The organism is Thiorhodospira sibirica ATCC 700588 (genome assembly GCF_000227725.2).
Taxonomy (GTDB): domain Bacteria; phylum Pseudomonadota; class Gammaproteobacteria; order Ectothiorhodospirales; family Ectothiorhodospiraceae; genus Thiorhodospira; species Thiorhodospira sibirica.
In genome coordinates, this window is the sequence record NZ_MU255057.1 from 163020 (window position 1) to 175637 (window position 12618).

11 protein-coding genes are annotated in these 12618 nt (G+C 56.5%); 3 read left to right on the top strand and 8 right to left on the bottom strand.

All coding sequences use genetic code 11. The features are described 5' to 3' along the window. Positions 1-24 precede the first annotated feature (24 nt). Positions 25-726: a response regulator transcription factor gene (locus tag THISIDRAFT_RS14280; protein WP_006786977.1), complete on the top strand. Its 702-nt coding sequence runs from the start codon at positions 25-27 to the stop codon at positions 724-726. Here the strand turns inward: THISIDRAFT_RS14280 and THISIDRAFT_RS14285 are convergent. The 5 genes from THISIDRAFT_RS14285 to THISIDRAFT_RS14305 all read right to left on the bottom strand — a co-directional run bounded on the left by THISIDRAFT_RS14285 (position 675) and on the right by THISIDRAFT_RS14305 (position 8086). Then, complete coding sequence (locus THISIDRAFT_RS14285) at positions 675-1367, bottom strand: sulfotransferase family 2 domain-containing protein (RefSeq protein ID WP_006786978.1); 693 nt, start codon at positions 1365-1367, stop codon at positions 675-677. The two genes, THISIDRAFT_RS14280 and THISIDRAFT_RS14285, sit on opposite strands and share 52 nt — an antisense overlap. 99 nt (positions 1368-1466) lie before the next feature. Then, complete coding sequence (acs, locus tag THISIDRAFT_RS14290) at positions 1467-3413, bottom strand: acetate--CoA ligase (protein ID WP_006786979.1); 1947 nt, start codon at positions 3411-3413, stop codon at positions 1467-1469. A 305-nt stretch (positions 3414-3718) separates the two neighbouring features. Then, a complete protein-coding gene (locus THISIDRAFT_RS14295) occupies positions 3719-5485 on the bottom strand; it encodes a sodium:solute symporter family protein (protein ID WP_006786980.1) in 1767 nt (588 codons plus the stop codon). Positions 5486-5513: 28 nt separating this feature from the next. After that, positions 5514-5771: a DUF4212 domain-containing protein gene (locus THISIDRAFT_RS14300; protein ID WP_040851871.1), complete on the bottom strand. Its 258-nt coding sequence runs from the start codon at positions 5769-5771 to the stop codon at positions 5514-5516. 404 nt (positions 5772-6175) lie between these two features. Beyond that, positions 6176-8086 carry a DUF294 nucleotidyltransferase-like domain-containing protein gene (locus THISIDRAFT_RS14305; protein WP_050984862.1) on the bottom strand — a complete coding sequence of 637 codons (1911 nt, stop codon included), beginning with the start codon at positions 8084-8086 and terminating at the stop codon, positions 6176-6178. Between the two features lie 305 nt (positions 8087-8391). Here THISIDRAFT_RS14305 and THISIDRAFT_RS14310 point away from each other — a divergent pair, with 305 nt between their 5' ends. Next, positions 8392-9321, top strand: coding sequence for a histone deacetylase family protein (locus THISIDRAFT_RS14310; RefSeq protein WP_006786983.1), 930 nt, complete (start codon positions 8392-8394; stop codon positions 9319-9321). Between the two features lie 26 nt (positions 9322-9347). Next, on the top strand, positions 9348-10289 hold the full coding sequence (locus THISIDRAFT_RS14315; RefSeq protein ID WP_006786984.1) for a complex I NDUFA9 subunit family protein: 942 nt from the start codon (positions 9348-9350) through the stop codon (positions 10287-10289). A 1-nt stretch (position 10290) separates the two neighbouring features. Here the strand turns inward: THISIDRAFT_RS14315 and THISIDRAFT_RS14320 are convergent, their stop codons facing one another. The 3 genes from THISIDRAFT_RS14320 to THISIDRAFT_RS14330 form a co-directional block, all read right to left on the bottom strand. Beyond that, complete coding sequence (locus THISIDRAFT_RS14320) at positions 10291-10917, bottom strand: flavin prenyltransferase UbiX (protein ID WP_006786985.1); 627 nt, start codon at positions 10915-10917, stop codon at positions 10291-10293. Positions 10918-10935: 18 nt separating this feature from the next. Continuing rightward, complete coding sequence (locus THISIDRAFT_RS14325; RefSeq protein WP_006786986.1) at positions 10936-11700, bottom strand: DsbC family protein; 765 nt, start codon at positions 11698-11700, stop codon at positions 10936-10938. A 194-nt stretch (positions 11701-11894) separates the two neighbouring features. Further along, positions 11895-12263 carry a response regulator gene (locus THISIDRAFT_RS14330; protein ID WP_006786987.1) on the bottom strand — a complete coding sequence of 123 codons (369 nt, stop codon included), beginning with the start codon at positions 12261-12263 and terminating at the stop codon, positions 11895-11897. Positions 12264-12618: the final 355 nt, after the last annotated feature.

A 12618-nucleotide genomic window follows, 5' to 3' on the forward strand; every position in this document is an offset into this window, starting at 1 on the left:
AAGTGTTTCAGGAACAGAATTGTTATGCGCGTCGTAGTGATTGAAGATGAACCGGCCTTGCTGGCGCAGTTAGCGCAGCGGATGCGGGCAGAAGGTTGGCGGGTGGATACCAGCAGTGACGGGCACGATGGCCTGTATCAATTGCTGGAATATCCGGCGGATCTGGCAGTGGTGGATCTCGGCCTGCCGGGGCTTTCCGGGCTGGAGGTGATTCGTCAGTTGCGCGCCCAGCAGCGCCGCGTGCCGGTGTTGATTTTAACCGCACGGGGGCAGTGGCAGGAGAAGGTGGAAGGGCTGGAGGCGGGGGCGGATGATTATCTGGTCAAGCCCTTTCATATTGAGGAGTTGATGGCCCGGCTCAAGGCCTTGGCGCGACGGGCGGCCGGGGCGGTCAGTGCGCGCCTGGATTTTGGCCCCCTGGTGATAGACACCGATGCCCAGGCGGTGAGTCTGGATGGGCGCGCAATCTCCCTCACAGCCTTTGAATATCTGCTGCTTGAACAGCTTAGCCGCCATGCCGGGCAGGTGATCTCCAAACAAACCCTGTCAGATTATCTGTATCCGCACGATGAGGATCGTGACAGCAATGTCATTGAAGTGTTGATTGCCCGGCTGCGCCGCAAGCTGGATCCCACGGATACGGAGCGCTTCATCGAAACCCTGCGCGGGCGGGGTTATCGCTTTAAGGTTTCAATCGCCGAGTCTGGCGATACGCCGTCGAACTGATAGCCGAACAGGGCGATGTCCTGGGCATAGTGCTGTGCCACTCGCTCGGCGCTTTCATCATCATAATAGCGCCGATAATCCTGGCGCGAGGTGGCTTTGCGCTTGTGTGGCAGATCCACTGGTTTAAGCCCGATGTGGGTGCAGATATGCCCAAAGTCGGCCTGTAGATTCTCATAATGGCCAATGTAGTCGACGATGACGTTTCCCTGCAGATCGACCAGGTAGTCGCGCTGGCGCTCCAGTGAGGTATCCAGCAGATAATTCCACGGACGCTGTGGGTCGAATTTATAGCGGATGAAGTCGCTAAAGCTATGGATGTGTGTCAGGAGGTGTGGGTGTTCGCGTTGCAGGTGATGATAGGAGCTGACCTGTAAATCCCAGGGGTTGCGCACGAAAACGAATTTATAAAGTTTGCGGTAGACCTCGGCGGGTAGCATTTCCTGGGCGGCGATGGCTTTGGCATGGCGCGGGAATTTGGTGGCGATGCGATGCCTGCAGAGCTGGTCGAGTTTGTTGGCCAGCCACATCGGCACGCCGCACGGGCCTTGGTAGCGGTAGCGGGTTAATGCGGCGCGCACGCTGGTGCCACCGGTTTTGGCGATATGCACAAACAAAAACTGGTGTTTGAGGGATAACAGCATGGTGGGTGGTTTGGGTTGGTTTACTGGGGGATGCGCCTGAGTGCATGTATGCACATCCACTCAGGCGCAAGGATGACCCTGCGGAGGCAGGGTGTTGGCTTATTTGTTCAGCCGGTTGTCGATGAGGTTATCCACGACGCTGGGATCGGCCAGCGTGGAGGTATCTCCCAGCGTTTCCAGCTCATTGGCGGCAATCTTGCGCAGAATGCGGCGCATGATTTTGCCCGAGCGGGTCTTGGGCAGGGAGGGCGCAAATTGCAGCAGGTTGATTTTGGCAATCGGCCCGATTTCTTCACGCACCAGACCAATCAGCTCCTTGATCAGCGCATCATTGCCTTGTTCGCCTGCCATCAGGGTGACGTAGGCATAAATCCCCTGGCCGGTGATGTCGTGCGGATAGCCAACCACCGCTGCTTCAGCCACCTTGGGATGCATGACCAGCGCGGATTCAATTTCTGCCGTGCCCAGACGATGCCCGGAGACGTTGAGCACGTCATCGACCCGGCCAGTGATCCAGAAATAGCCATCTTCATCGCGGCGGGCACCGTCGCCGGTGAAATAATAGCCCGGATACATTTTGAAGTAGGTTTCGATGAAGCGCTTGTGATCGCCATAGACACTGCGCATCATGCTTGGCCAAGGGGCCTTGATGCACAGATTGCCTTCTGCCACGGTGGTGGTGATTTCCTCGCCGCGATCATCCAGCAATACGGGCTGTACCCCAAAAAATGGCACCGTGGCTGAACCGGCCTTGAGATCTACCGCGCCGGGCAAGGGAGAGATCATGTGTGCCCCGGTTTCGGTCTGCCACCAGGTATCCACAATCGGGCAGCGTTCTTTGCCAACCACGCGGAAATACCACTCCCAGGCCTCGGGGTTGATCGGCTCACCCACCGATCCCAGCAGGCGCAGCGAATCCAGTGAGTGCTTGGTGACGAATTGATCGCCCGCGCCCATCAGCATACGAATGGCGGTCGGGGCGGTATAAAAAATCGAGACCTTGTGCTTGTCGCAGACCTGCCAGAAGCGGCCATTGTCGGGATAGGTTGGAATCCCCTCAAACATCAAGGAGGTGGCGCCATTGGCCAGCGGGCCATAGATGATATAGCTATGCCCGGTGACCCAGCCCACATCAGCCGTACACCAGTACACCTCACCGTCTTTGTAGTCAAACACCAGCTTGTGGGTCATGGCCACCTGCAGCAGATAGCCGCCGGTGGTGTGCATGGCGCCTTTGGGTTTGCCGGTCGAGCCGGAGGTGTAGAGGATGAACAAGGGATCCTCGGCATCCATTTCCTCGGCGGGGCACTGCGGGTCGGCCTTGGCCATTTCCTCGTGATACCAGACATCACGCGGTTCGTGCCATTCCACCGGATCACCGCCATGCTGTACCACGATACAGGTGTGTACGTCGGGGCACTGAGCAATGGCTTTATCCGCGTTTTTCTTCAGCGGAACTTTTTTGCCGCCGCGCAGGCTTTGATCGGAGGTGATCACCACACGGCAGTCGGCATCCTGAATGCGGTCACGCAGGGCATCGGGCGAAAAACCGCCAAACACGATGGAATGCACCGCACCGATACGCGCACAGGCCAGCATCGCCACAGCCGCCTCAGGAATCATCGGCAGGTAGATCGACACCCGGTCGCCTTTTTTCACGCCACGGGCTTTGAGCACATTGGCAAAGCGGCTGACATCGGCATGCAGTTCGCGGTAGGTGATTTTTTTGTCCGCGTTGGGATCATCCCCTTCCCAGATCAGCGCGACCTGATCGCCACGGCTTTCCAGATGACGGTCCAGGCAGTTGTAGGCGACATTGAGCTTGGCCCCGGAGAACCACTGGATGGCTACGTCGCTATCGGTGAAAGAGCCACTTACCACCTTGTCCCATTTTTTGAACCAGGTCAGATAAGTATCGGCCTGTTCGGCCCAAAAGCCTTCCGGGTCTTGCACGGAGCGCTGATACATCGCCTGATACTGTTCGGCGTTGACGTGGGCCTTGGCGGCAAATTCTGGAATCACTTTATGAAGATGGACTTCTGACATCGTTGTGGGTCTCCTTAATCAAAGGTTTTTATGCTCATGCGCTCGACAGGCCATAGTCTACCAAGGGATGAGCTGTTTTTGTGCATTCGTGGCGGCACCTTCCCGGTGTCGCTTTTTTTAGCGGCATCACGATGATGCCGCCACATCCAGCGGCTGCGGCGTCCTGGCCGGATTTTTTAGATATCACCACAAAGCAAACGCCCGGCCTTCTGTAGAGAAAGTCGAGCGCTGCGGTGTGACGCCAAAGACGGCCCCAGGCTTGTCGGCTCAGGGCCGTTTAGCGTTTCTGCTAAGGGTTTAAAGCCTTAACCGGCGCGCGGTACACGCACACTTTCCACCAGCTCCTGAATATGTGCAGGGGGTGGTGCGGTGACCCGCGATACGGCAATGGCGACCGCAAAGTTCAGTGCTGCACCAATGGCACCAAAGGATTGCGGCGAGATGCCCAGCAGCCAGTAATCGGCATTATCCGGGAATACGTTGGTACCGGGAAGGAAGAACCAGCCTTTGTAGATGAAAATATACAACAGGGTGGATATCAGACCGGTCAACATCCCGGCAATGGCCCCGGCGCTGTTCATGCGCTTGCTGAAAATCCCCAGCATCAGCACAGGGAACAGCGAAGAGGCCGCCAGACCGAAGGCCAGGGCCACCACCTCTGCGGCAAAGCCCGGTGGATTAAGCCCCAGATAACCGGCCAGCAGAATCGCCGCAACCATGGAGATACGCCCGGCCATCAGCTCTCGTTTCTCCGAGATCTTGGGCATGATGATCCCCTTCAAGAGGTCATGCGAAATCGCCGAGGAGATGGCCAGCAATAGACCCGCCGCCGTGGACAAGGCCGCTGCAATACCACCCGCAGCCACCAGCGCAATCACCCAGTTGGGCAGACCGGCAATTTCGGGGTTGGCCAGTACCATGATATCGCGATCGACCCGCAGCTCACTGCCCTGCCAACCGTATTCCTCGGTGGCCATCGCAGAAAACTCTGGGTTTTTATCGTTGTAATACTGAATGCGCCCGTCTTCGTTGTGATCTTTAAACTCCAGGAGGCCAGTGGCTTCCCAGGTGTGCATCCAGCGTGGGCGTTCTTCATGCAGGAGGCTGCCTTCAGGATGGCCAACTTCACCCGGTTGTACGGTCTTGACCAGGTTGTAGATGGCCATGGCACCGACGGCTGGGGCGGTGGTGTACAGCAGGGCAATAAAGAACAGCGCCCAGAAAGCGGATTTACGCGCATCACGCACACGCGGTACGGTGAAGAAGCGAATGATGACGTGCGGCAGACCCGCAGTACCAATCATCAGCGCCAGGGTCAACAGCACCATATTCAGCGTACTGAAGGTGTTGCGGTCGGTATACGCCGGGAATCCTATATCGGCAATGACCTGATTGAGTTTATCCAAAAGATAAACGCCATCGGTACCCACAACCGTGCTACCCAGACCGATCTGCGGCAGCGGCATTCCGGTCAGTTGCAAGGAAATGAAGACCGCAGGGACGGTGTAGGCAAAGATCAGTACTACATACTGGGCGATCTGGGTATAGGTAATGCCCTTCATGCCACCGAGTACGGCGTAGATGAAGACAATGGTCATCCCCGCTGCCAGCCCAACGGCGATATCCACTTCCAGAAAGCGCGAGAAGGCGATCCCCACGCCGCGCATCTGCCCGACCACATAGGTAATCGACATCACCAGCAAGCAGATGATGGCTACCAGACGGGCGGTGCGTGAATAGAAACGATCACCGATGAACTCAGGCACCGTGAACTTGCCAAACTTGCGCAAATACGGCGCAAGCAGCATCGCCATCAGCACATAACCACCGGTCCAGCCCATCAGGTAGACCGAGGCGTCAAAGCCCATGAAGGCAATCAAGCCCGCCATAGAGATAAACGAGGCCGCCGACATCCAGTCCGCAGCGGTGGCCATGCCGTTGGCAATGGGATTGACGCCTTTACCGGCGACGTAAAACTCACTGGTCGATGATGCACGCGCCCAAATCGCAATACCGATGTAGAGCGCAAACGTGGCACCGACCACAATAAAGGTCAGTAATTTTAGATCCATGGAAGGGTCCCCTTATGGCGTTTGGATATCAATCTTCGTGAACGTTGAATTTGCGGTCGATCTGTCCCATGCGCCAGGCATAAAACAAAATCAGCAGCAAAAAGACGTAGATCGAGCCTTGTTGTGCAAACCAAAAGCCCAAGGGATAGCCGCCAAGGCTGATGTGGTTCAGCAAGGGCGCGAGCAAGATGCCAAAGCCAAAGGAAACCACAAACCAGATCACCAGACAGATGCTGAGCAGGCGTACATTGGCCTTCCAGTAACTTTCACGGTCTGCATCCTGAATGGCGGCGCGCTCCGCTGCTGGCGGGGTGACAGGAGCAGCGGGTGCAGCCTCTGCCTCAGTCTTTAGTGGTGGTGTGTCAGCCGCAGGCGTTTTGTTTTCTTCGTCCGCCTGTGGTTTATTTTCATCAACCATTTCATCATCTCCAAATTAAGTGAATGTTGCCATTAACAGGCTATGCACTGCCTTGGCGCCCGGATACACATCCAGTACCAAGCACAACACACAACGTGCAATGTTAACCCCAATGTAGCGTCTTTTTTATGCCTGATGGCGGTTAGTCGCCGAATTTTGGCGATGTCACCCAGCAAGCATAAAATAAACGATCGCATAAACTGATTATTTATTGAATTGAGCGTAAACTCTCCTTTAACGATTTATGTTGTAAGTTTTTGATTGCATGGAATTTACAATTGATATTCCGTGGCCAGCCGGGACTGCAGCTTGCGCACCTGACGGAAGGCCTCCTTGAGAATGCGCTGATCCAGATCATTGAGTAAATCCGGATTGACATGATTGCTCAAAGGCTTGCCTTCCAGAGCCTGTTGCTGATGCACGCGCATCCGCAGCATCTGGATATATTGACTGGAATCAATCCAGGCAGCGACATCTTCCTCATTGAGCACCTCCAGGCTGACGGCGCGGCGCAGACGCTCGGTGGTATTGGTTTCCTGCACCCCGGCACTCAGGGCAATAATCCGTGCCGCATCCACAATCGGGGTGACCCCGTTGAGTTTGAGATCAAGGGTGTTGCGATGCGCCCCCTTGGTGGCCACGCGAAAATCGCCTAAAAAGCCCAGCGGTGGCCGAAAGCCCATCGCGTTAGCGGCCATCTGCCGCCGAAAACGGCTGTTTTTGGCAGTTTTGTCCAACAGCCAGGCGCGCAATGAATCGGCTGGCTCAGCAGGCCCCATCAGCACGCGAAAATCAAAAAAGATGCTCGACTTGAGCAGGTGTTCCGGCGTGCCTTGATCAATCCAGCGGGCAAAGCGCTGCCGCCATTCATCAAAGCTTAGGCAGCATTCCGGGTTGCTGGCCATGATATTGCCGGTACACAGCGGAAAGCCACACTGATCCAGTGCCTGATTGATGCGCAGCGCCAAGGGCAAGAGTTTAGCGCGCACGGCATCGGCGCTTTGTCCATCCGGCACGCTGAACAAAATGCCGTTGTCCTGGTCGGTTTTGAGGGTCTGCTCGGCGCGGCCCTCACTGCCAAAGGCCAGCCAGCTGAATTCAATCCCGGTGTCGGGATGCTCGGCCATGCAGATCTCAATGGCCCGGCGGGTCACATGATCATTGAGCAGGGTAATGATCTGGGTAATCTGCTCAACGCGCACCCCCTGGGCAATCATCTGGCCGATGAGCAGATGAATGTCGCGACCAAAGCGCGCCAGCTTGTCGATATCCTGGGCGCGATGGATGGCACGGCTGAGATTCACCAGCCCAACCCGTTGCAGCGAAAACAAATCCCGCTCGGAAATCACGCCCACCAGTTTGCCCTGATCGACCACGCAGACATGGTGAAAGCCATGATAGGCCATCAGCATCGCCGCCTCAAAGGCAAAGGCCGCTGGTGTCAGGGTGATCGGATTGGGGCTCATGACCGTCTCGATGGAATCATCCAGACTGCGCTCCGGCAAAGTGACCCGGTTGAGCAGGTCATGCAGGGTAAACACGCCAATCGGACGATGCGCCTCATCGACTACAATCATGCTGCCCACATGCTCACGGTCCATAGTGTGCAAGACTTCACGCAATGAGGTATGGACCGTGCAGGTAATCGGGGCGCGGCGAATCCGTTCGGCTAAGCGGATATTGAGCGAGGTGTCATTGCCCAGGCCTTGACTGGCCTGACTTTGCACCTGCCGATGGGCCTGATCCAAAAGATTGGCCAAACGCAAGGTGCAGGCGCTGTTGAAGGGGTTAGACAGCTTGAGCAGCTTGTGAAAATCGTCGTAATCCAGCTCAAAGCAAAAGGTGTCCTCAGCGGCCTGATACACGGCTCGCACCGGCCGACGCGACAGCAAGGCCCCCACCGGGAAGCACTCGCCCGGTCCCAGATCCATGAGTTTTTCAGTGTTGTCCTGGCGCACCGGGGCCAGCTCGGCATGCACCCGACCTTGTTTGATGATGTGAAAACTTTGCGCCGGTCCGGCTTCAGGGCTGGTGATCAGCTCCCCGCGGGGATAAAAAATCAGCCGCAGACGTTTTGCCAGAAACTCCAGATCGCTGGCCTCCATCTGGTTAAATGGCGGATATTGGCGCAAAAATTCAAGCACAGGCGTTAATACGCCATTTTGCCCTTCAGAAGAATGCATCGCGTGGGCCCCGGACATAGACTTAGACGTTTTAAACTCACGCTGTCGAGTTCATGGCCATGCCCAAAGCACAGAGTGTGCCGATTTTTTTATATTTAATTTTCATTTAGTTATATCTTATTTTAAAGCTTGCATCTGTTACCTTAGGAAACAGCTGTTACCTAAGGTAACAGCTCACGCCGATCCAAAGTCCCCATGCACAGGCGTGTTCACCCAGCCAGCCCCGTAAATCGCTGTGGACTTTGCGCCGCCATCTTGCTAATTTCCCTGCACCCTTTGAGCTAACCTGTGAGCGTGCGCTTTTTATGAGCATTGCATTGATCAGTCACCACGACTGCCTGCTACATCGTGTGGCCAGCCACCATCCTGAAGTCCCTGACCGACTTGCGGCGATTGATGATCAACTCATTGCCTCCGGCATCGGTATTCTACTGCGCCATTATGACGCCCCCTTAGTCACTCGCGAACAGCTGGAGCGGGTACATGATGTCAGTTACCTGGATTTTGTCGAGCGCAGTGCGCCGCAAGACCAGGAAATCATCTGCCTGGATCAGGGCGATACCTGTCTGACCGAACATTCCCTCACCGCCGCCAGCCGGGCAGCCGGGGCGCCGGTGCTCGGGGTTGATCTGGTCATGAGTAAAGAAGCCGAAAGTGTGTTTTGCAATGTGCGCCCACCGGGCCATCATGCCGAGCGTGCCCGGGCGATGGGTTTTTGTGTGTACAACAATATCGCCGTAGGGGCGGCCCATGCCCTGGAAGAATATAAGCTCTCGCGGGTGGCGGTGATTGACTTTGATGTCCATCACGGCAATGGCACTGAGGACATCTTCCGCAATGACCCCAGAGTGCTGTTTTGCTCCACCTTCCAGCACCCCTTTTATCCACACACCGGTGCAGATACCCAAACCGATCACATTGTCAACGTCCCCTTGCCGGGGCGCACGGATGGTCAGGCCTTTCGTGAGGCCGTCAGCCAGCACTGGCTGCCGCGTCTGGAGGCCTTTGCACCGGAGTTGATCATGATCTCGGCCGGTTTTGATGCCCATCGCGAAGATGAGATGTCTGATTTTCGCCTGGTCGAGGCCGATTATGGCTGGGTGACCACCGAACTAAAAAAGATTGCCAAACGCCACGCGCAGGGACGCATCGTCTCCAGTCTGGAAGGGGGATATTCGCTGTCGGCGTTGGGGCGTAGCGTGGTGGCCCACATCGACGCCCTGATTGGTCACTGATTGTCGAGGCTAAAGATTTTAACGCTATGATGGTTCAGACGATTTGCGTATTAGGCGGCAGCGGCTTTTTAGGTCAGCATGTGCTCAGCCAGTTAGCCAGTCCGCAGCGCATGATTAACGTGATCACGCGCCACCCCTACCGGCACCGTCATCTGCTGATCGTGCCCGGCGTGCGGCTGATCAAGGCAGATATCCACGATCCGGCCACCCTAAACCGGCTCTTTAGCGGTGTGGATGCGGTGATCAATCTGGTGGGCAGCTTTGATGAAGGACGCCATCCCGACACCCGCCTGCGTCATCTGCATGTGGATCTGGTGCGCAAGATCATGAGCGCCTGCCGTGAACAGCGGGTGGCGCGACTGCTGCATGTCAGCACGCTGAATGCCGATGCCAGCAATGGCCCCAGCGAATACCTGCGCACCAAAGGCGAGGGCGAAAACCTGGTGCATACCCAGGCCGGTGAGACCCAGACCACCATTTTTCGCCCGTCCATGATCTTTGGGCCACAGGATGGTTTTCTCACGGAGTTTGCCACGCTGCTGCGCTTCAGCCCGGTGTTTTTCGTGCCCTGCCCCGGCTTTCGCTGTGCCCCGGTGTTTGCCGGAGATGTGGCCGCCTGCATGGCACAGGCACTCAAGCAGCGTCACAGCGTCGGCAAGCGCTATGATCTGTGCGGCCCCAAGGTGTACACCTTGGCGCAATTAGTGCGCTACACCGCGACACTTACCGGCCAGCGCCGCCTCATTGTGCCCCTGCCTGACGGTGCATCACGCCTGCAGGCGCGCCTGTTGGGAATCTTGCCGGGTAAGCCGTTTTCCATGGATCGCTATCACACCCTGTCGCTAGACAGCCTCTGCACGTCGGGCGAAAACACCCGCTGCAGCACACCGCTGGAGGCGATTGCCCCTAAATATCTGGGGGATGATTCCCTCGAAGGTCGCCTGAACCACTACCGCAGTCAACGCTAGCTTAGATGTCCGTTTCACCCCAGCGCTGGATCAACGAATGGCGGATGCCTAAGTGATCCAGCACGCGGGCCACCATGAAATCCACCAGATCATTGAGCGTTTGCGGCCGGTGATAAAATGCCGGGCTTGCGGGCATGATCACTGCCCCCATCTGTGCCAGGCTCAGCATATGGCCCAGATGAATCGCCGATAAGGGGGTTTCCCGCACCACCAAAATCAGCGTGCGCCGCTCTTTCAGGGTCACATCAGCGGCGCGTTCGGTCAGCGAGCGACTGGCGCCCGTGGCAATGGCTGAGAGGGTTGCCGTGGTGCAAGGACAGACCACCATCGCATCCAGCTGCGCCGAGCCACTGGCCACCGGTGCCGTCCACTGATCGCGCGCCAGCACCTGCAACTGCCCTGGGGCCGTTGCAAAGTGCGCATCTAAAAACGCTTGAGTGTCTGCGAGGGAGGGAGGGAGGCGCAAGGCGGTCTCGGTGTGCAAAACCACCCGCGCCGGGTCAGAAAGGGTCAGATAAACCCGCACATGCTGCTGTATTAAACACTCCAGCAGGCGCAGGCCATAGTGCGCACCGGAGGCCCCCGTCCAGGCGAGCAATACGGTCTTGGCAAAGCCTGCGCCATCCATCAGGGCAAGATGATGGATTTACTGCGCATTGCGATGGGCGTTGATCAGCGCCAACTGTTCAAACATCACCACCAATTCATTGGCGGGGCGATAACCGGGAATAATATCCCCGCTGTCCAGAACAATCGCCGGGGTGCCGCCGACGCCCATGGACTCACCCAGAGCCCGATGCTGGGCAATCGGGCTATCACAGCTTTTACTCTCAGCTACAGGCTTGCCTGCCTTGGCGGCATCAAAAGCCTTCTTGCGATCACTGGCACACCAGATATGCTCACTTTTCACATAACTGGGGGAGCCTTCCTCACTGCGCGGGAACAGAATATAGCGCACCTTCACTCCGGCATTATTCAGCTCGCCAATCTCGGCGTGCAGCCGCTGGCAATAGGGGCAATCCACATCCGTGAAAATCGTCACCGTGTGCTTGACCTCACCTTTGGGCGCATACACCAGCGTCTGGGCCTCGCTCACCCCGCGAATCAATTCACCGCGCGCCTTGGTGCGGCTGCTCTCGGTGAGATTATCGCGCGTCTCCAGATCCACCAGATTACCTTGCATCGCATAACGGCCATCCGCACTCAGGTACAAGATATTTGCACCATAACGCGCCTCATACAAACCATTCACCGGCGTTTGCACAATCGTATCCGGGCTGCCGGGAATAATTGTGGCCAAACGCTCACGCAGCTGATCAACGACCGCCTGATCATTTGCTACCGCCAATGGCGCAAACACAAAGGCGTAAGCGGCCCACAACGCCGCAAAACAATGCACGGTTTTTTTCATAATTTTTAGAAGACTCTTTAAAGGTTGAGGGATACGACCCAATGGACACCGCAAACGCAGACTAAAAGCAGACAAAACAGGCCGACGCATGAAGCCGTAAGCCGACTGTTTCACCGAGTGAGACCATCTACGAATGTGGAAACTTTGACTGTCTGCAGAATCGAAGTTCCTTACAAAGGGCAGGGCGGGACGGACTAACCCAGCACTTCCTTGACCGTCTGCAACAGTTGCTGGCGGGTAAAGGGCTTGGCCAGGGTTTTACGCGCACCAATCAAGGTTGCCGAATTTAGATTAAACTCCGCTGAAATACTGCGCCGCCCGCCGGAAATGGCAATGATGGGCAAATCGGGATGCGACACATGCAGGCGGCGGATAATATCCACCCCATCAAGCCTGGGCATTAAAATATCGGTAATCACCAGATCTGGCGGATTACGCTGCACCAACGCAAGCCCCGCCTCACCATCTGAAGCGGCCGTGACGCGATGGCCGTCTTGTCCCAGCATGGTACTGAGCAGGTCACAAAATAGCGGATCATCATCTATGACTACAATATTGGCCACGCACAGGCCCTCACAAAAAAGCTAGACAAAATCCTTCGCTGAGGCCTGGCCAAACCTTGATGCCATCAGGATTCAATATCCAGGGCGGGGCCATCTACCGACGAAGCAAAGGTCATTCTAACAGCGCCTTACAATTCCCCACAAGGGACACCCGCGCCACATGTTAGCCCAAAGCAGTAATGTCCCCTTCGTCCAATTCTAAAATGTCCCCTTTATATTTAAGCGGGAGGGGCACGCATGACGAAGGAGCACATTACGATGAGTCACAAAGAAATTGACCGACTAGAGATGATTCAGGCGGTGGCGAACAAGCATCTGCGGCAGGCCGAGGCGGCCCAGCGCCTGGGGTTGAGCG